Source organism: Klebsiella sp. B345 (assembly GCF_051131735.1).
Lineage (GTDB): Bacteria > Pseudomonadota > Gammaproteobacteria > Enterobacterales > Enterobacteriaceae > Klebsiella.
Genome location: NZ_CP180443.1, coordinates 1,884,076 through 1,903,568 on the forward strand (window position 1 = coordinate 1,884,076; position 19,493 = coordinate 1,903,568).

Sequence of the window (19,493 nt, forward strand, 5' to 3'; positions counted from 1 at the left end):
GCGATTCCTTATTTCAGCGGCGAGTTTTTACGCTCGATGCTGTAGCGCTCCAGCTCTTTGTACGGCACCACTTTGCTTTTCTTCTTGCGCACATCGACCACGGTCATGCGGTCGGTGCAGGAGTAGCAAGGATCGAGGCTACCGATAATCAGCGGCGCATCGGAGACGGTGTTGCCGCGCAGCATGTAGCGCAGGGTCGGCCAGTTGGCATAGGTGGCGGCACGGCAGCGCCAGCGATACAGTTTCTGGTTGTCGCCGGTCATGCTCCAGTGGATATCATCCCCGCGCGGCGCTTCCGAGAAGCCGAGCGCAAAGCGATGAGGAATGTAGGTGAACCCTTCAACCGCCAGCGGGCCGCCCGGCAGGTTGTCGAGGCCGAAGTCGATCATATTCAGCGCGGTGTACACCTCGTTGATGCGCACCTTCAGGCGTGAAATGACGTCGCAGCCCTGTTCGCTGTGGACCTCCATCGGCAGCAAACCATAGCCGACAAACGGGTGGTCGGCGCGGGTGTCACGGGCGTGGCCGCTGGCGCGGACCATCGGACCCACGTTGCTGAAGTCACGGGCGATTTGCGGATCGAGACGACCGATACCGACGGTACGTTGCTCCATATTCGGGGTGCTGAGCAGCATATCCACCAGATCCTGCACGTCGCGACGCATCTGCTGCGCCAGCTGACGAGTCTGGATCATGTCATCTTTCAGCAGATCGCGACGAATCCCGCCGATCAGGTTCAGGCCGTAGGTTTTACGCGCCCCGGTGAGGATCTCAGCCATCTTCATTGAGGTTTCGCGCACCCGGAAGAACTGCATAAATCCGGAGTCGAAACCGGTAAAGTGGCAGGCCAGACCGAGGTTCAGCAGATGCGAGTGCAGACGCTCCACTTCCAGCAGAATCGCGCGGATCATCTGCGCCCGTTCCGGCACCACGATGCCCATCGCATTCTCAACGGAGGTGGTATAGGCGGTGCTGTGGGCAAAACCGCAGATGCCGCACACGCGGTCGGAGAGGAAGGTCACTTCGTTGTAACCCATGCGGGTTTCCGCCAGTTTCTCCATGCCACGGTGGACGTAGAACAAACGGTAATCGGCATCGATAATATTCTCGCCGTCAACAAACAGGCGGAAGTGGCCCGGTTCATCAGAAGTCACGTGCAGCGGGCCAATCGGCACCACGTTGTTTTTCTTGCTGCCCAGTTCGTTGATGAACTCGTAGGTTTCCGCATCGGTGGTTGGCGCCGGGCGCTGACGGTAATCCATGCTATCTTTGCGCAGCGGATAGAGTTCATCCGGCCAGTCATCCGGCAGCACCAGACGACGTTCGTCCGGCAGACCCACCGGTATCAGACCATACATATCGCGCACTTCGCGCTCGCCCCATACCGCGGCAGGTACGCGCGGCGTCACCGACGGGTACTCCGGCTTGTCAGCATCGACTTCCACGCGCACGGTGATCCAGCATTTGGTGCCCTGCTCCATCGACAGTACGTAATACACCGCGTAGTGGCCGTTCAGCTTACGTTCGTCATTGCCGAACAGCACCGACAGCCAGCCGCCCTGCTGGTAGTAAAGGAATTCGACCACTTCCGGCAGGTAGTTGACCTTCACCGTGACCGTCAGTTGGTCTTTGGTCTGCCAGGCTTCATCCAGCACCACGCCCGGGAAGGCCTGGTGCAGAGCGGCGAGATAGTGTTGACCGATTTTTTCTTCAGACATGCTCAAACTCTCTTAAATCACGCCACCAGCAAGGAGACGAAGGCTAAAAAGGCGAAACCAAACCCGGCCCAGGTGACGCGGGAGGTGGCACAGAAACGCAGACGCGCCATGCTGTTTTCGAATAAGGCGATCACCAGCACGCCGGCCACCAGCTTGACGACGGCAAGCACCAGCGCCAGCAGCAGTCCGCCGACGCTGAAATGGGTCATCTGACCCCATGGGATAAACACGCCGACAAACATCTGTAACACCACCAGCTGTTTGAGGCTGATCCCCCACTTCAGGACCGCAAAACCGCTACCGCTGTATTCCGTGAGCGGACCTTCCTGCAGCTCCTGCTCCGCTTCCGCCAGGTCGAACGGCAGCTTGCCCATTTCGATAAAGGTGGCGAAGGCGCAGGCGCACAGCGCCAGAATCAACGGAATGCTGCGTGCGGCAGGCCAGTGATAAAGGGTATCGGTGATGTTGCTGATATGGGTGGAACCCGCGACCTGCGCTGCGACCCACAGGCCGAGCAGCAGAATCGGCTCAACCAGCACGCCGAGCATCGCTTCGCGGCTGCTGCCAAGCGCCGTAAACGGGCTTCCGGTGTCGAGGCCAGAAATGGCGAAGAAGAAGCGGGCGATGGCGAACAGGTAGATCAAGGTGATCAGGTCGCCCAACCCCGGCATCGGGGAGGCGACGGTGATCACCGGTAGCGCGGTGGCGATGGTCAGCATTACCCCAACCATCACGTACGGCGTCAGGCGGAATACCCAACCGGAGGCGTCCGGACCAACGCTCTGGCGCCCCAGCAGTTTCAAAATATCCCGGTATTCCTGCAGCACGCCCGGACCGCGGCGGTTATGCAGACGCGCGCGGGCGACGCGGGTTATCCCGGACAATAGCGGCGCGGCGGCGAACAGCACCAGCGCCTGCAACAATGCAATTAATACGCTCATTCTCAGGCTCCTCGCGAAATCACAATCACCACCAGCACCGCCAGCTCAACCAGCGCGACGCCGCGGAACAGCGCAGGTGCCGCAGCATTCTGCCAGCCGGGAACCAGGCGGACCGGATTCAGCCAGTGACGCAGTTTAAGCACCGGTGCAAAGGCTTCCTTCACCGGCATGGCGAAGCCGTGGGCGGTGATAACCATCGATTTTTCATGATCGTAACCACACACCCAGGCCGCACCGCGCGAGCGGGCCGGCAGACGATCGCCTTTAAAGAAGATCATCAGCAGCAACGGCAGCAGCGGGCAGGCGATCAGCAGCAGCGCGATCAGCGGCTGCGACACCACGCTTGAGACTTCCGCCTGTACCGGGAAGGCACCACCAACCAGCGGCAACAGCCACGGAGCAGCAACCCCGCCCACCACGCAGCAGGCGGCAGCCAGCACCACGCTAAAGGTCATCAGCCAGGGCGCGCAGGTGGCGTTTTCCGCCTCTTTGCTACGCGGTGCGCCGAGGAAGGTCACGCCGTAGACTTTGGCCATGCACATCACCGCCAGTGCGCCGGTGATCGCCAGCCCGACCGCCAGCATCGGCCCCAGCAGACGACCAACAAAAGCATCGCCGGTGCTCAGGGTGAAGAAGGATTGATAGATAACCCACTCGCCGGCAAAACCGTTCAGCGGCGGCAGCGCGGCCATCGCCATCAGGCCCACCAGCATGGAAAGTGAAATCAGCGGCATCTTTTTGCCAATCCCGCCGAGTTTTTCGATGTCACGATGACCGGTGCGGAACCAGACCGCGCCCGCGCCGAGGAACAGCGTGGTTTTAAACAGGCTGTGGTTGATCAGGTGATACATGCCGCCAATAAAGCCCAGCAGCATCAGGGTGGCGTTGTGGGTCGCCACGCCGGTGACGAAGGCCCCAAGGCCGAGCAGAATAATGCCGATATTTTCGAGGGTGTGGTACGCCAGAAGACGCTGAATATTGTGCTCCATCAGCGCATACAGTCCGCCAACAAAGGCGGTGATCATCCCCAGAACCAGCAGCATCACGCCCCACCACAACGGCGGTACGCTCCCGGCCAGTGAGACCGTCAATATGCCGTACAGACCGACTTTCATCACCACGGTGGAGAACAGCGCAGCAGCCGGAGCGCTGGCACCAGCATGCGCCTGCGGTGCCCAGCCGTGCAGCGGGATCACCCCGGCCAGCAGAGCGAAGCCTATCAGCCCCGGTAGCCACAGCAGCATATCCGGCGCGACGCCCAGCGACAGGCGGTGAATCTGCGCCACTTCGAGCGTGCCGTAGGTCGACCAGACCAGCCAGCAGCTCCAGGCCAGTAACAGAGTGCCGAGACGTCCCAGCACAAACCACAGCTTGCCGGACTGCGCGCAGCCGGTAAGGAAGGCGGCACAAAGGGCCATGATTTCCGCCATCACCACCAGCGCACCGAAGTTTGTCACCACGACCGCACTGGTGGCCGCCGCCAGCAGCAGGTTCACCAGCAGGCCGTTGGCTTTGACCTGCGGGTGGCGATGCCAGGCGATATTGAACAACGAAATCGGTAAGGCAGACAGGCCAATGGCCAGCAGCCACAGCGCGTTAACCCCACCAACCCGCATGGTGAGGTTCAGCAACTGCAGGACGCCGCCGTTCATCCGCTCCGGCATCAGCAGCGCCGCGCCCCCCGCCAGCACCAGCATGACGCTGGCCACCGCGCCGCCAATCCCGGCAATCGCGCCGCTCAGTGATTTACGCATGGTAAAGAGAAAGGCCAGCACGCCGCTGATGGCATACCAGACCACGGCCTGATTGACTAAAGAAATCACACTCATTTCACGCCCCCTTGTTGCGCCTGAAACAGCGACAGATCGCCGAGGTCGGTATTAAAGGTCAGCTCGCGCTTACGCTTGCTGGCCTGGGCGATATCGCGAATATCCACCAGCAGCAGCGCTTTGGTCGGACAGGTCCGGACACAGGCCGGTCCCTGTTCATCGAAATGGCACAGGTCGCATTTCACGGCGATAGCACGTATGCCAGGAACCCAGTCAAGCAGCGAACTGACGCGTGCCGGGGCCGGTGGCGCAGCGGGCGCCAGAGGCGTATTGGCATTGGCTGGAATATCCAGCGGACGGCTGCCGGAGAATTCGATCGCCCCAAACGGGCAGGCAATCCCGCACAGCTTGCAGCTTACGCACAGGCTTTCGTTCAGTTGGATCGCGCCATCAACGCGGTTAATCGCATTAACCGGGCACACGGCGGCGCAGGGTGCGTCTTCGCAGTGGTGGCACATCTGCGGCGCGGATTCTTTTTCATTACGCATGACCTGCAGTCGCGGCATGGCCTGCAGGCCGTGCTGGCGGTGCGTCTCTGCGCAGGCGGCTTCGCAGGTGCGGCAGCCAATACAGACGGTGGAGTCAGCAATTACAAAACGGTTCACCGGATCATCCTCGGGTGACAGTCATTTTTGACGAAATCAGGGTGTTCAGCTGTCATTTTCGACATCTGTCGACACCTACGGTTAATGAGCCAACGCCAGATGGCTGAAATCCACCGGTTGGTCGCGTTCCATGGCGTCATACAGACGGTCATACACGCTGGCGATAATCGCCAGATAATGCTCCAGCACCTGTTCGCGCGAACGGTTGCTGATACGGCCATCAATGGTGCCGTCGGAGGCCAGCGTTGCTTTAGCAATCAGACGCTTATCATCGCTGTTGCGTGTTTCAACGTAGTACTCGATGGTGTGGTTGTTGAACCCTTCCGCCAGTGCGACATACACCTGAAAATGTTCAAATAAAACAAAGCACAGCTCTTTGTCCGGCGCGCAGCTCATCGCATGATGCAAACGCGCCTTGGACAGCGTGATGCCCTGAACCAACGAGTTGCAGTAATGCCGCCACTGATCCTGATAGCGACGGTGGCGATCGGCGATGTAGTCCGCCTTTTCACTTATTTCCCAAATAGTCATCTCGGATTCCCCGTTTTCATGAGATGCACCGTACTAGCATTTTCCATGCCAAATTTTAACCATCTGATATTTAATGAAATTAATAAAAACAACGTCCTGAACTGACATGTCGATGACAGCCATTCACTGTCGTCATCGACAGCCACCCCGACAATAACGGTGAGCTGGCATCGTTATTGCATATAAGGCCCGTAGCAATACGGAGGCAACCATGCACGAAATCACGCTCAGCCAGCGGGCGCTGGAAATTATTGAACAACAAGCACAGCAGGCCGGGGCACAACGGGTCACCGGTGTATGGCTGAAAGTGGGTGCATTTTCCTGCGTGGAAGCCAGCGCGCTGACTTTCTGCTTTGAACTGGTGTGCCGCGGGACGCTGGCGGAAGGCTGCGAGTTGCATATCGACGAACAGCAGGCGGAATGCTGGTGCGAATCCTGCCAGCAGTATGTGCATCTCATCTCGCAGCATGTGCGTCGGTGCCCGCAGTGTCAGAGCGGCACCTTACAAATCGTCGCCGACGACGGCTTACAGATCCAACGAATAGAAGTGAGCCCCGACTGATTCGGGTTGTTTCCGGCAAGACCAAACAACGTGAACGATGACGGGATAGACCAGGAGTAAATTATGTGTACGACTTGCGGCTGTGGGGAAGGCAACCTTTATATCGAAGGTGATGAACACAACCCCCACTCGGCGTTTCGCAGCGCCCCCTTCGCGCCGGCCCCGCGCCAGACCATGGCCATTACCGGCGTCAAAACCGATAACTTCACCCCTACCCGATCTGAAAGCGGCGACCTGCACTACGGCCACGGCGCGGCAGGAACCCACGCGCCGGGCCAGAGCCAGCGCCGGATGCTCGAGGTAGAAATCGACGTGCTGGATAAAAATAACCGACTGGCCGCCCGCAACCGCGCACGCTTTGCCGCACGCCGCCAGGTGGTGCTGAACCTGGTCTCCAGCCCCGGCTCCGGTAAAACCACGCTGCTGAGCGAAACCTTACTGCGCCTGAAAGGCAAAACGCCGTGCGCGGTTATCGAAGGCGACCAGCAGACCATCAACGACGCGGCACGCATTCGCGCCACCGGCACCCCGGCCATTCAGGTCAACACCGGTAAAGGCTGTCATCTTGATGCGCAGATGATCGCCGATGCCGCCCCGCGCCTGCCGCTGGCGGATAACGGGATTCTGTTTATTGAAAACGTCGGCAACCTGGTGTGCCCGGCCAGCTTCGATCTCGGCGAACGCCATAAAGTGGCGGTGCTGTCGGTGACCGAAGGGGAAGACAAGCCGCTGAAATACCCGCATATGTTCGCTGCCGCCAGCCTGATGCTGCTGAACAAAATCGATCTGCTGCCGTACCTCAACTTTGATGTGGATAAATGCCTCGCCAGTGCCAGAGAGGTGAACCCTAATATTGAGATAATCATGCTCTCCGCCACCAGCGGTGAAGGCATGGATAGGTGGCTCAACTGGCTGGAGGCGCAGCAATGTGCATAGGCATTCCGGGACAAATCTGCGCCATTGATGGCAATCAGGCGAAGGTCGAAGTGTGCGGCATTCAGCGCGAGGTCGACCTTACTCTTGTCGGCGCCGTCGACGAGCACGGCCAGCCGCGCCTTGGACAGTGGGTGCTGGTCCACGTCGGCTTCGCCATGAGCATCATTAATGAAGCCGAAGCCCGGGATACTCTCGAGGCGCTGCAGAATATGTTTGAGGTCGAGCCGGACGTCGGCGCCCTGCTGTACGGCGAGGAGCGATAATGCGTTTCGTTGATGAATACCGCTCCCCGGAACAGGTGATGCAACTGGTTGAGCACCTGCAGGCACGAGCGCAGCTGCTTCCCCATACCGCCGAACGCCCGCTGCGGATTATGGAAGTCTGCGGCGGCCACACCCACGCCATTTTTAAATTCGGCCTCGACCAGTTGCTTCCCGACAATATTGAATTTATTCATGGTCCTGGCTGCCCGGTCTGCGTGCTGCCGATGGGGCGTATCGACACCTGTATCGACATCGCCAGCCGTCCGGGCGTGATTTTCTGTACCTTCGGCGACGCCATGCGCGTGCCCGGCAAAAACGGTTCATTGCTGCAGGCTAAAGCCCGCGGCGCCGATGTGCGCATCGTCTATTCGCCGATGGACGCCCTGAAGCTGGCGCAGCAGAACCCGGAACGCGAAGTGGTCTTCTTCGGCCTCGGTTTTGAAACCACCATGCCCGCCACCGCCCTGACGCTACACCAGGCCCGCGAGCGCGGCGTCGACAATTTCTACTTCTTCTGCCAGCACATCACGTTACTCCCAACCCTGCGCAGCCTGCTCGACCAGCCGGACAACGGCATCGATGCCTTTCTGGCCCCCGGTCATGTGAGCATGGTCATTGGTACCGACGCCTACGGTTTTATCGCCAGCGACTATCATCGTCCTTTAGTGGTCGCTGGATTCGAACCGCTTGATCTACTGCAAGGCGCGGTGATGCTGGTTGAGCAGACAATAGCGAAGCACAGTCAGGTGGAAAATCAGTATCGCCGCGTGGTGCCTGATGAAGGCAATCCGCTGGCGCAATCGGCGATAGCCGAGGTTTTCTGCCTCAGCGGCGACAGCGAATGGCGTGGCCTGGGGGTGATTAACGATTCCGGCGTATGCTTGACGCCCGCCTACCAGCGTTTCGATGCCGAGGCCCATTTCCGCCCGGCGCCGCAGCGCGTCTGTGACGATCCGCGCGCCCGCTGCGGCGACGTGCTGACCGGTCGCTGCAAGCCGCACCAGTGCTCACTGTTCGGCAAAGTCTGTAATCCCCAGAGCGCTTTCGGCGCGCTGATGGTCTCATCAGAAGGCGCATGCGCCGCCTGGTATCAATATCGCAGTCAGGAAAACGAAGCATGAAAAGCGTCCAGTTAGCCCACGGTAGCGGCGGTCAGGCGATGCAGCAGCTGATCGCCTCCCTGTTTATGCAGGCGTTTGCCAACCCGTGGCTGGCGGAGCAGGAAGACCAGGCGCGTCTTGATCTGGCGCAGTTAGCCGCCCTCGGCGATCGCCTTGCCTTCTCCACCGACAGCTACGTCATTGACCCACTGTTTTTCCCCGGCGGCGATATCGGCAAGCTGGCGGTATGCGGTACCGCCAACGACGTGGCGGTCAGCGGCGCCCTGCCGCGCTATCTCTCCTGCGGGTTTATTCTCGAAGAGGGGCTGGAGATGAGCATCCTCGAGCGAGTGGTCAACAGCATGGCCCATACCGCGCAGGCCGCCGGGATTGCCATTGTGACCGGCGATACCAAAGTCGTTCCGCGTGGCGCGGCAGATAAACTGTTTATCAACACCGCCGGGATTGGCGCGATCCCAGCGGACATTCGCTGGGGCGCGCAGCAGATTACCCCCGGCGATGTCCTGCTGGTCAGCGGTACCCTCGGCGATCACGGCGCCACCATCCTCAACCTGCGCGAGCAGATGGGGCTGGGCGGCGCGCTCTCCAGCGACTGCGCGGTGCTCACGCCGCTGATTCAGACCCTGCGCGACGTTCCCGGCGTCAAAGCCCTGCGCGATGCGACTCGCGGCGGAGTCAACGCGGTGGCCCATGAGTTCGCCGCCACCAGCGGCTGCGGCATCGAGCTGCATGAGCAGACGCTGCCGGTCAACGATACCGTACGTGGAGTGTGTGAGTTATTAGGGCTGGATGCGCTCAACTTCGCCAACGAAGGCAAACTGGTGATTGCCGTTGCCCGGGAGGCGGCGGAAGCAGCATTGATACAGCTGCGCAGCCATCCGCTGGGCCGGGATGCCGCGATGATTGGCGAGGTGGTTGAACGCCGCGGCGTACGTTCCGTCGGTTTATACGGCGTCAAGCGCACGCTGGATCTGCCTCACGCCGAGCCTTTGCCACGAATTTGTTAACCGTAGCCCGGACAGATGCGCAGCATTGCCTCCGGGAAAAACATCAGCATCTCAGCATGATTATCCAGCCCAAATCATCGGGCCACCACGGATGGATTACCGCGGCAACGACTGCTTTTTAACATACTATTATTTGTGTCATCACTTTCTTATGCGCCGCCTGAATGGCGCTTTTTGGACTTAAGCAATGTCGTATACACCACTGGGCGATTTTGGGCAGCAAGGGCTGTTCGATATCACCCGTATTTTGTTACAGCAGCCAGACCTGGCCGCGCTGAGTGAAACGCTAACCCGCCTGGTTCAGCAATCTGCGCTGGCAGATCGCGCGGCCATTATCTTGTGGAATACCGGAAACCACCGCGCGACCCGCTACGCCTGCGATGACGCGGGCCTGCCGGTCAGCTATGAAGATGAGACTGTGCTGGCCCACGGGCCGGTACGTCGCCTGCTGTCGCGCCCCGATGCACTTCATTGTGACCACACCACCTTTGCCGAAGCCTGGCCACAGCTGGCCGGCTGCAGTTTGTATCCGCCATTTGGCTATTACTGTCTGCTGCCGCTGGCGGCAGAAGGCCGCATCTTCGGCGGCTGCGAGTTTATCCGCAACGATGCCCGTCCCTGGACCGAAAAAGAGTACCAGCGGCTGCATACTTTTACCCAGTTGGTTGCCGTGGTGACCGAACAAATCCAGAGCCGGGTCAGCAACAATGTCGATTACGATCTGCTGTGCCACGAGCGCGACAACTTCCGCATTCTGGTCGCCATCACCAACGCCGTGCTCTCCCGGCTGGATATCGATGAGCTGGTGAGCGAGGTAGCGAAGGAGATCCACCGCTATTTCCGCATCGACGCCATCAGCGTGGTGCTGCACAGTAGCCGCAAGGGCAAGCTGAATATCTACTCGACCCACTATCTTGACGCCAGCCATCCTGTGCACGATCAGAGCGAGGTCAATGAGGCCGGTACCCTGACCGAGCGGGTGTTCAAAAGCAAAGAGATGCTGCTGCTCAACCTGCACGAGCACGACTCGCTGGCGCCGTATGAAAAAATGCTCTTCGAGATGTGGGGCAACCAGATCCAGACCCTGTGCCTGCTGCCGCTGATGTCCGGCAATAACTTGCTGGGGGTGCTGAAGCTGGCGCAGTGCGACGAAAAAGTGTTCACCACCGCCAATCTCAAGCTGTTACGCCAGATTGCCGAACGGGTGTCGATTGCCGTCGATAACGCCCTCGCCTACCAGGAAATTCAGCGTCTGAAGGAGCGGCTGGTCGACGAAAACCTGGCGCTGACCGAGCAACTGAATAACGTTGAGAGCGAGTTTGGTGAAATTATCGGCCGCAGCGAAGCCATGCACAGCGTGCTTAAGCAGGTTGAGATGGTGGCGCAGAGCGACAGCACCGTGCTGATCCTCGGTGAAACCGGCACCGGCAAGGAGTTGATTGCCCGGGCGATCCACAATCTCAGCGGGCGCAATGGCCGGCGGATGGTCAAAATGAACTGCGCCGCGATGCCTGCCGGGCTGCTGGAGAGCGATCTCTTCGGCCATGAACGCGGCGCCTTTACCGGGGCCAGCGCGCAGCGCATCGGCCGTTTCGAGCTGGCGGATAAAAGCTCCCTGTTCCTCGACGAAGTGGGCGACATGCCGCTGGAGCTTCAACCGAAGCTGCTGCGAGTCCTGCAGGAGCAGGAGTTTGAACGGCTCGGCAGCAATAAGCTGATCCAGACCGATGTCCGGCTGATCGCCGCGACCAACCGCGATCTTAAACAGATGGTCGCCGATCGCGAATTCCGCAGCGATCTCTATTACCGCCTGAACGTTTTCCCGATCCATCTACCGCCGCTCCGCGAGCGCCCGGACGATATCCCACTGCTGGTCAAAGCGTTTACCTTTAAAATCGCCCGCCGCCTCGGGCGCAATATTGACAGTATTCCGGCGGAGACCCTGCGCACACTTAGCCGGATGGAGTGGCCAGGCAACGTTCGTGAACTGGAGAACGTGATTGAGCGCGCGGTGCTGCTGACCCGCGGCAGCGTGCTCCAGCTGTCGCTGCCTGAGCTGAATATCGAGCCGGAGACACAGCCGGAAGCCGTCCTGCCCCAGGAGGGGGAAGACGAATATCAGCTGATTGTTCGGGTGCTGAAAGAGAGTAACGGGGTGGTTGCCGGGCCGAAAGGAGCCGCGCAACGGCTCGGTCTCAAACGCACGACGCTACTTTCCCGCATGAAACGCCTGGGAATTGGCAAAGATGAGTTAGTATAAATTTGTACTTATTTCAATCTGTCACTGGAAGGAGGTTTTATGGCGGTATCTGCACGTAACCAACTGACCGGCACGGTGAGTGCCGTTGCCACCGGCGCGGTCAACGATGAAGTTGAATTGACGCTCACCGGCGGCGCAAAACTGGTGGCGATTGTCACCCACAGCAGCCAGCAAGCACTGGGGCTGGTCCCCGGCAAAGAAGCCATTGCGTTGATTAAAGCGCCATGGGTAACCCTGGCAACGGAAGCGTGCGGCCTGAAGTTCTCCGCACGTAACCAGTTTGCCGGCAGCGTCAGCCGGGTGACCGAAGGTGCGGTGAACGCGACCGTGCATATTAATACCGATGCCGGGTTTGATATCGTGGCGGTCGTGACCAACGAAAGTCAGGAAGAGATGCAGCTGGTGCAGGGCAGCCGCGTGCTGGCGCTGATTAAAGCGTCTGCCATCCTGATTGCCACCCGCGCATAGCACTATCCAAAACACTGTTTCATTTCGATAAAAGTGAAACAGTGTTCTGTGAGTCACCTCGCGTTACCCACCGTGAATGAATGATAAATAAGCGTTTTCCATCATGGAGATGCTTATGACGCGTTTACCCCTGGCGGCAGCCATGACTCTGCTTATCTCTTCTCAGGCGGCACTTGCCGCTCTGCCCACGCTCCCGGTCTGGCCCGGCGGCGAGGCGCCCGGTGCAAAAAACAGCCCGGTGGTCCCGTCTCTGGTGGATCGTAGCAAAGATGGCGCCCTGCCCGATCGCGCGGTGACCGGTATCCGCGCGCCGGAGATCACGGTGTATGCCCCCGCCAAACCCAACGGTATTGCGCTACTGGTCACCCCTGGCGGTTCCTATCAGCGGGTGGTGCTGGACAAGGAAGGCAGCGATCTGGCCCCGGTGTTTACGGCACAGGGCTATACCCTGTTCGTCATGACCTATCGTATGCCGGCTGACGCCCACGCGGAAGGCAGCAACGCGCCGTTGGCCGATGCCCAGCGCGCGCTGCGCACCCTGCGGGCCCGAGCCTCGGAGTGGCGCATCGACCCGCATAAAATCGGCATCATGGGCTTCTCTGCTGGCGGCCATGTCGCCGCCAGCCTCGAGACCCGTTATGACGATGCGGTCTATCCCACAACGGACGCCGTCGACCGCCTGAGCGCGCGCCCCGATTTTGTGGTGCTCGGCTATCCGGTGATTTCGATGGATCCCGCCATTGCCCATCCCGGTTCGCGCCACGCGCTGATTGGCGATACTCCGACGGTAGAACAGCAACGTCGCTATTCGCCGGAGCACAATGTCACCGCCGCGACGCCGCCGACGTTCATTATGCATGCGGTGGATGATCCTTCGGTGCCGGTCGATAACGCGTTGGTGATGTTTAACGCGTTGCGTGCTCACAAGGTGCCGACCGAGTTACACCTGTTTGCCGAGGGTAAGCACGGTTTCGGTATCCGTGGAACAACGGGGCTGCCCGCCGCCGAGTGGCCTCAGCTGGCGATGAACTGGATTGCGTCGCTGCCGGAGATGAAAAAGTAGCATCAGATAGTTCCCCGGAGGCGTGTCAGCGCCGCCTCCGGGAGATTTCGCGGGTTATTTATCGCAACTGAAGCCGTTGCTGGCCGCCAGTTCGGCAAACCACAGCGCGTTGCGTTTTATCTGCCGCTCGCCGGTTTGCAGATCGAGGCGCCAGAAGCCGTAGCGGCGTTTAAAGGAGTTAATCCACGACCAGTTATCGATGAAGGTCCACTGATGCACGCCGAAGCAGTTGGCGCCGTCGGCTATCGCCCGGTGCAGCTGTACCAGATGCTCTTCCATCAGGCGAATGCGGAATGAATCATCGATCACCCCGTCTTCACCCGGTTCCCCTTCCGACTCGATGTCCATCGCGATACCAATTTCCGCGAGGAACCACTTAATATTGCCGTAGTTGTCGCGCACGTTAGCGGCAATGTCATAGATCGCCTGCGGCAGAATTTCGTTGTTATCGCGATACGGGTTAAACCGCCCTTCAGGATTGACGTAGTTTTCGAAGTAATACTCCGGGGTGAAGTAGTCCAGCGTATAGTCGCTCTCACGCGCCTGTACCCGCCGCGGGACGTAGTAGTTGACGCCGAGAAAATCGACGTGCGAACCGGTAATCACCTCAACGTCGGCTTTCGATACTTCCGGCAAGCAATCGTGAGCGGCCAAAATTTCGCACAGCGCTTTCGGGAACTGATGCTTGACCAGCGGGTCGAGGAAGCTGCGGTTAAAGAACAGATCCGCATACCATGCCGCCTTTTTGTCCTCCGGACTGTCGTTGCGGGTGTAGGAAGGCGTCAGGTTCAGCACCACTCCGATCTCGCCCGGCAGCGCCAGCTCACGGAACTCACGAATCGCTTTGGCGTGGGCCAGCATAATGTTAAAGGCCACCTGCGCCGCCAGCTTGCCATCCTTTTTGCACGGATAGTGGAAATCGTACAGATAGCCGCCTTCCACCGGCACAATCGGTTCGTTGAAGGTGATCCAGTATTTCACTTTATGGCCAAACAGCTCGAAGGCGGTGCGGGCGAAACGGGCAAAGAGATCCGTCACGTGCGCCGACTCAAATCCGCCGTACTGCTTTTGCAGCGTTTCCGGCATATCGAAGTGATAGAGGTTGATCATCGGCTCGATACCGTTGGCGATCATCTCATCAAGATAGGCATTGTAAAAACGCACCGCGTCCGGATTGGCGGCCCCGGTTTCAAAATCATCAATCAAGCGAGACCATTGAATCGAGGTGCGGAAGGAGTTAAAGCCGGTCTGTTTCATCAGCGCCACGTCCTGCGGGTATTGATGATAGGTGTCACAAACGGTCTGCGGTCCAATCTGCTGATAAAAGCGTTCCGGCTGCTCGGCAAACCAGCTGTCCCAAATCGATCGGTGCGGCTTGTTGCTCACCCCTTCCGTTTGCGGACCTGATGCTGCTGCCCCCCAAAAAAAGCCTTCCGGAAACTGATACCGGGTCATAACGCCTCCTGTCAGTGAAAAAAGGCCGCGCCTGACGGGCGCAGCCAAAAAAGGTCTACCCTGTCACCTCATCTGTTGAGGTGAAAAATACGGCCCAGTGCACCAAAAGAAATCTACTGACAAAATGCGGAAATGTACATCCACAATTGGAAAACGCTTTCCATTATTGTCGGTCTGGTTCACAGATTTGAGAATGGCTCAGATATAATTGCGACTTACATCACACAATGAAATATTCAAGCGCCCGCATAACGCGGGCGGAATAGCGGCCAGGGGAAGGGCAAAAAACTAGCGTTCGGCGTCGGCAAGCTGGCGTTCGTAGACCTTAAAGAACGGCCGGTACAGCATCCAGGCGTTGAAGATGGCGAACAGCGTCATGCATAGGTTTTTCCAGCTCCCGTTCGCAGACCACGCCGCGCCGAGCGGTGACGGCATCGACCACGGCAGCATCGCCACCGCCCGGTCCAGAATGCCAATCTGCGTCAAATACCATGCGATACAGGCATTTATTAGCGGGACAAAGATAAATGGCAGCAGGAAAACCGGGTTCATAATGATAGGAAAACCAAACAATATCGGCTCGTTGATATTAAACAACGAGGGAATAAGGCCAATTTTACCGACGCTTTTCAGCTGCCGAGATCGGCTTCGCATCGCCATAAAGACCAGCGGCAGCGTCGAGCCAATGCCGCCAATCAGCAGGTAGAAATCCCAGAATCCCTGCAGATAAATATGCGGTAATGCCGTCGCCCCTTCCGCTAGCGCCTGCTGGTTTTCAAAGAGATAGGTCATCCAGAACGGGTTCATTATGCCGGTAATGATCAGCGCGCCATGGATGCCAACAAACCACAGTAAGTTACAGATAAACAAAGAGATAAGCACCGCAGTCAGGGTGTCCGATGCGACCACCAGCGGCCTGACCGCTTCGCTGATCAGCTCTGGTAAAATCCGCCCGGTGGCCTGCTGCATCAGCGCGTTGACCACGCTAATGGAAATCATCACAAACAGCAGCGGCACCAGCAACTGGAACCCGTTACGGGTCATCAGCGGCACCTCTTCAGGCAGGCGAATGCACCAGCCTCTCTTATAAAAAAAACGAATTATTTCAATTGAGTATGTACTGGATATCAGCGCGGTAAAAATCCCCATGCCGCCGAGGAAAATATTGGTTACGCCATTATCACGAAAGCCAATAAACAGCAGGAACGACAGGCAGCCGGTCAATCCGCAAAGCCTTTCCGGCAGGCGGTACTGCTTCGCCAGACTGGCACTGGCGCCGAAGGCGACAATCAATGCCACCAGACCAATGGTTAATTCAAAGGTCGGCAACAGCATCGGACGCAGCCACAGGTAGAACTGCCCAAACGTCGTCGCACCATTAATGGAAACGGGCGGAAACAAAACGGGCACCAGCAAACTCCCCACAATCACGAACGGCATCGCTAGCGCAAAACTATCGCGCATCGCCGTAATGTGATTATTGCGCGTCAGAACGTTCGCCAGTGGCGCCAGGCGCTGTTCGATGATGTCCACGGCAACATTCATCAACGGATTGTTCATGGTTCTACCTTATCGAGTGGTTTTGTTGGCAGGATGATCGCGCACTACAACATAAAGTAAAAGCCTGCCTTAGGTGATCATCATCACAATTAATAAATCCACAAACGGAAAGCGCTTTCCGTAATGAGTCCACTGTGACTATAGTCCACACATCCAACTCACCAGGAACGGTTTATGAAAAAGATTATGTTGTGTTGTTCCGCAGGTATGTCCACCAGCCTGCTGATGAAAAAAATGATTGCTGAAGCAGAGCAGCGCGGTCTACCGGTTGAGATCAATGCCTTCGGCGTTGCCGAGTTTGATCAGCAGGTCCGGAACTATCAGGTCGTACTGCTCGGCCCACAGGTGAAATACATGCAGAAAGATCTGCAAAAACAGGCGGACAAATACGGGATCCGCGTGGAGCCCATCAACATGATGGATTACGGCATGCAGAAAGGCGGCGCCGTGCTGGATTTCGCGCTCTCCCTGATTGATAACAAAAACTAAGGAAAGATCATGAGCTCTCTGTACGCTAAATTGATCACCGTTATTGAACAAAAAATTACCCCGATGGCCGGGGCAATCGGGCAGCAAAAGTATGTCACCTCGATCCGCGATGGTTTCATCACGGCGCTGCCCTTTATGATCGTCGGATCTTTTCTGCTGGTATTTATCTTTCCGCCCTTCTCACCGGATACCAGTTGGGGATTTGCCCGGGCGTGGCTGCAGTTCTCCCTCGATCATCGCGATGCCTTGATGCTGCCTTTTAACTTCAGCATGGGGGTGATGACCCTGTTTATCGCGGTCGGCATCGCTGCCAGCCTGGCAAAACACCACAACCTGGATTCACTCACCGCCGGCATGCTGTCGCTGATGTCCTTCCTGCTGGTGGCCGCCCCGCTGAAAGACGGGCAGATCTCCACTGCCTACTTCTCCGGACAGGGGATTTTTACCGCGATTCTGGTGGCGATTTACTCCACCGAACTGTACGCCTTCCTTAAGCGGCACAACATTACCATTCGCCTGCCGCCTGAAGTCCCGGCCGGCGTTGCGCGCTCGTTTGAAATTCTGATCCCAGTGCTGGCTATCGTCCTGACGCTACATCCGTTGAACCTGTTTATCGAAGCACAGCTGGGGATGATCATTCCGGAAGCGATCATGTCGCTGGTGAAACCGCTGGTCGCCGCCTCCGATACCTTACCCGCCATTCTGCTGTCGGTGCTGGTCTGCCAGGTGCTGTGGTTTGCCGGGATCCACGGGGCGCTGATCGTCACCGGGATCATGAACCCGTTCTGGATGGCGAACCTGTCGATTAACCAGGCTGCGATGGCGGCGGGCACAGCGATCCCACATATCTATGTGCAAGGTTTCTGGGACCACTATCTGCTGATCGGCGGCGTTGGCTCCACGCTGCCGCTGGCGCTGATGCTGCTGCGCAGCAAGGCGGTCCACCTGCGTACCATTGGACGCATGGGCGTCGTACCGGGCGTGTTCAACATCAACGAACCGATTCTGTTCGGCGCGCCGATCATTATGAACCCGCTGTTCTTCCTGCCATTCGTGCTGGTACCGATGGTGAACGCCACGCTGGCGTACTTTGCGCTGAAGCTGGACCTGGTAAGCCGCGTAGTGTCGATGACGCCGTGGACGACTCCGGCTCCTGTCGGTGCCTCATGGGCGGCAAACTGGAGCTTTAGCCCGGTGATCATGTGCCTGATTTGTATGGCGACGGCGATGGTGATGTATCTACCGTTCCTCAAAGCCTACGAAAAACAGCTGCTGCAGCAGGAACACGACAACGCAGCAACCCAGACTGAAGCCGTGGCTCAGTCCGCTTAATTCATACTATTTTGAGGTTTATGATGGAATTAGAAGAACAAATCATGGGCATTATCATCAATGCCGGCCAGGCGCGTAGCCTCTGTTTTGAGGCACTGAGCTGTGCCAAAGAGGGTGATTTTTCCGCCGCGGACGAAAAGATGAAAGAAGCCGCGCACTATTCCCGCGAAGCGCACCTTGTCCAGACTCAGCTGATTGAAGCCGACGAAGGCGAAGGGAAAACCAAAATGACGCTGGTGATGGTCCATGCTCAGGATCACCTGATGACCTCGATTCTGGCGAAAGAGCTGATCGCCGAACTGATTGCCGTCTACCGTTCACGCCCGCTGCACCAGTAGCCGGACGCCCCGGGCGGACGTTGACGCGACCGCCCGGGAGTGCCTTCACCCACTCTTCTCTGAGGACAACCATGCTACATCTGGGTTTAGATATCGGCGGTACCAAAATGGAAGCCGTGATGCTCAACGCCGACGGCGAATGCGTCTATCGCCAACGTCGGCCGACGCACAAAGAGAGCTATGAGGCCTTTATGCTGCAGCTGCTTGGCCTGATCGACAGCGTGCGTCAGTGGAGCGAACAGCCGTTTACGATTGGCATTGGCCTGCCGGGCGCCATCGACCCGCAGAGCGGCCTGATTAAAAACTGCAACTGCCTGGTGCTCAATGGCCACGACCTGCGTCGGGATCTGAAGCAGCAGCTCGGCCAGCCGGTCTGGATAGCCAATGATGCCGACTGCTTCACGCTCTCCGAGGCCGTAGATGGCGCGGGGGCTGGCGCCAGTACGGTATTCGGCGTGATTATTGGCACCGGCTGCGGCGGCGGTATCGCCGTCAACCAGCAGCTGCTGAGCGGACCCAACGCCATCGTGGGCGAATGGGGGCACAACACGCTGCCGGGCTATACGCCAGAGCGTGATGGCCCGGATCAACCCTGCTACTGCGGCAAAGTGAACTGCATCGAAAGCTTTATCTCCGGCACCGGCTTTGCCCGCCGCTTCGGCGAACAGGCGCAAGCGGAAGCCATAATTCAGGCCGCAGGAGACGGCGACCCGCAGGCCCAGGCCCACTGGCAGCACTTTATTGATGCATTTGCCCGCAGTCTGGCGTCGGTGATCAATATTCTCGATCCCCAGGTCATTGTGCTGGGCGGCGGCTTGTCCAACGTTGAAAAAATCTACGGCGCGTTACCGGCCGCGCTGGTGCCTTATCTGTTTTCCGACAGCTGCAGAACCCAGATTAAACCGGCCCGCTTCGGCGATGCCAGCGGCGTGCGCGGTGCGGCGTGGCTGCCGGTTCTGGCAAATTCCGCGGACCGCTGGCGATGACACTTTTTCAGCAGGTATGTTAAGCTAAG

The 19,493-nt window shown here is 58.4% G+C and carries 19 protein-coding genes; 12 read left to right on the forward strand and 7 right to left on the reverse strand.

Annotated features, from left to right (window positions below):
• Window positions 1-8: 8 nt before the first annotated feature.
• The 5 genes from hycE to hycA form a co-directional block, all read right to left on the reverse strand.
• A complete protein-coding gene (gene hycE / locus ACMYSO_RS08775) occupies window positions 9-1,718 on the reverse strand; it encodes a formate hydrogenlyase subunit HycE (RefSeq protein WP_434670153.1) in 1,710 nt (569 codons plus the stop codon).
• Window positions 1,719-1,735: 17 nt separating this feature from the next.
• Window positions 1,736-2,659, reverse strand: a complete 924-nt coding sequence (locus ACMYSO_RS08780; RefSeq protein ID WP_434670155.1) for a respiratory chain complex I subunit 1 family protein — start codon at window positions 2,657-2,659, stop codon at window positions 1,736-1,738.
• A gap of 2 nt (window positions 2,660-2,661) precedes the next feature.
• Window positions 2,662-4,488 carry a formate hydrogenlyase subunit 3 gene (gene hycC, locus ACMYSO_RS08785; RefSeq protein ID WP_434670156.1) on the reverse strand — a complete coding sequence of 609 codons (1,827 nt, stop codon included), beginning with the start codon at window positions 4,486-4,488 and terminating at the stop codon, window positions 2,662-2,664.
• Entirely contained in the window at window positions 4,485-5,093 is a 609-nt protein-coding gene (locus tag ACMYSO_RS08790) for a 4Fe-4S dicluster domain-containing protein (protein WP_434670157.1), read from the reverse strand. Before ACMYSO_RS08790 ends, hycC begins: the two co-directional genes overlap by 4 nt.
• An 81-nt stretch (window positions 5,094-5,174) precedes the next feature.
• Window positions 5,175-5,624, reverse strand: coding sequence for a formate hydrogenlyase regulator HycA (gene hycA, locus ACMYSO_RS08795; RefSeq protein ID WP_434670158.1), 450 nt, complete (start codon window positions 5,622-5,624; stop codon window positions 5,175-5,177).
• Window positions 5,625-5,835: 211 nt separating this feature from the next.
• Between hycA and hypA the strand changes: the two genes are divergently transcribed.
• The 8 genes from hypA to ACMYSO_RS08835 all read left to right on the forward strand — a co-directional run bounded on the left by hypA (window position 5,836) and on the right by ACMYSO_RS08835 (window position 13,304).
• A complete protein-coding gene (gene hypA / locus ACMYSO_RS08800) occupies window positions 5,836-6,186 on the forward strand; it encodes a hydrogenase maturation nickel metallochaperone HypA (protein ID WP_434670159.1) in 351 nt (116 codons plus the stop codon).
• 63 nt (window positions 6,187-6,249) lie between these two features.
• Window positions 6,250-7,122: a hydrogenase nickel incorporation protein HypB gene (gene hypB / locus ACMYSO_RS08805; RefSeq protein WP_434670160.1), complete on the forward strand. Its 873-nt coding sequence runs from the start codon at window positions 6,250-6,252 to the stop codon at window positions 7,120-7,122.
• Window positions 7,113-7,385, forward strand: coding sequence for a HypC/HybG/HupF family hydrogenase formation chaperone (locus ACMYSO_RS08810; RefSeq protein WP_123756769.1), 273 nt, complete (start codon window positions 7,113-7,115; stop codon window positions 7,383-7,385). Before hypB ends, ACMYSO_RS08810 begins: the two co-directional genes overlap by 10 nt.
• Complete coding sequence (gene hypD, locus ACMYSO_RS08815; RefSeq protein ID WP_434670161.1) at window positions 7,385-8,506, forward strand: hydrogenase formation protein HypD; 1,122 nt, start codon at window positions 7,385-7,387, stop codon at window positions 8,504-8,506. The genes ACMYSO_RS08810 and hypD overlap by 1 nt, the downstream gene beginning before the upstream one ends.
• Window positions 8,503-9,513 carry a hydrogenase expression/formation protein HypE gene (gene hypE / locus ACMYSO_RS08820; RefSeq protein WP_434670162.1) on the forward strand — a complete coding sequence of 337 codons (1,011 nt, stop codon included), beginning with the start codon at window positions 8,503-8,505 and terminating at the stop codon, window positions 9,511-9,513. Before hypD ends, hypE begins: the two co-directional genes overlap by 4 nt.
• A 187-nt stretch (window positions 9,514-9,700) precedes the next feature.
• On the forward strand, window positions 9,701-11,773 hold the full coding sequence (gene flhA / locus ACMYSO_RS08825) for a formate hydrogenlyase transcriptional activator FlhA (protein ID WP_434670163.1): 2,073 nt from the start codon (window positions 9,701-9,703) through the stop codon (window positions 11,771-11,773).
• Between the two features lie 39 nt (window positions 11,774-11,812).
• Window positions 11,813-12,241 carry a TOBE domain-containing protein gene (locus tag ACMYSO_RS08830; RefSeq protein ID WP_434670164.1) on the forward strand — a complete coding sequence of 143 codons (429 nt, stop codon included), beginning with the start codon at window positions 11,813-11,815 and terminating at the stop codon, window positions 12,239-12,241.
• 115 nt (window positions 12,242-12,356) lie between these two features.
• The gene (locus ACMYSO_RS08835) at window positions 12,357-13,304 is read left to right on the forward strand and encodes an alpha/beta hydrolase (RefSeq protein ID WP_434670166.1); all 948 of its coding nucleotides are present in this window, start codon (window positions 12,357-12,359) and stop codon (window positions 13,302-13,304) included.
• A gap of 54 nt (window positions 13,305-13,358) precedes the next feature.
• On the opposite strand, the gene ACMYSO_RS08840 is transcribed toward ACMYSO_RS08835, so the two are convergent.
• Window positions 13,359-14,759, reverse strand: a complete 1,401-nt coding sequence (locus tag ACMYSO_RS08840; protein WP_434670167.1) for a glycoside hydrolase family 1 protein — start codon at window positions 14,757-14,759, stop codon at window positions 13,359-13,361.
• Window positions 14,760-15,047: 288 nt separating this feature from the next.
• Window positions 15,048-16,319 carry a PTS sugar transporter subunit IIC gene (locus ACMYSO_RS08845; protein ID WP_123756762.1) on the reverse strand — a complete coding sequence of 424 codons (1,272 nt, stop codon included), beginning with the start codon at window positions 16,317-16,319 and terminating at the stop codon, window positions 15,048-15,050.
• Window positions 16,320-16,493: 174 nt separating this feature from the next.
• Between ACMYSO_RS08845 and ACMYSO_RS08850 the strand changes: the two genes are divergently transcribed.
• The 4 genes from ACMYSO_RS08850 (at window position 16,494) to ACMYSO_RS08865 (ending at window position 19,464) form a co-directional block, all read left to right on the forward strand.
• Complete coding sequence (locus ACMYSO_RS08850; protein ID WP_434670168.1) at window positions 16,494-16,808, forward strand: PTS sugar transporter subunit IIB; 315 nt, start codon at window positions 16,494-16,496, stop codon at window positions 16,806-16,808.
• A gap of 9 nt (window positions 16,809-16,817) precedes the next feature.
• Entirely contained in the window at window positions 16,818-18,140 is a 1,323-nt protein-coding gene (locus ACMYSO_RS08855; RefSeq protein ID WP_434670169.1) for a PTS sugar transporter subunit IIC, read from the forward strand.
• 23 nt (window positions 18,141-18,163) lie between these two features.
• Window positions 18,164-18,478 (forward strand): PTS lactose/cellobiose transporter subunit IIA, encoded by a 315-nt coding sequence (locus ACMYSO_RS08860; protein WP_434587155.1) that lies wholly within the window; start codon window positions 18,164-18,166, stop codon window positions 18,476-18,478.
• 71 nt (window positions 18,479-18,549) lie between these two features.
• On the forward strand, window positions 18,550-19,464 hold the full coding sequence (locus ACMYSO_RS08865; RefSeq protein WP_434670170.1) for an ROK family protein: 915 nt from the start codon (window positions 18,550-18,552) through the stop codon (window positions 19,462-19,464).
• The last annotated feature ends 29 nt before the right edge of the window (window positions 19,465-19,493 follow it).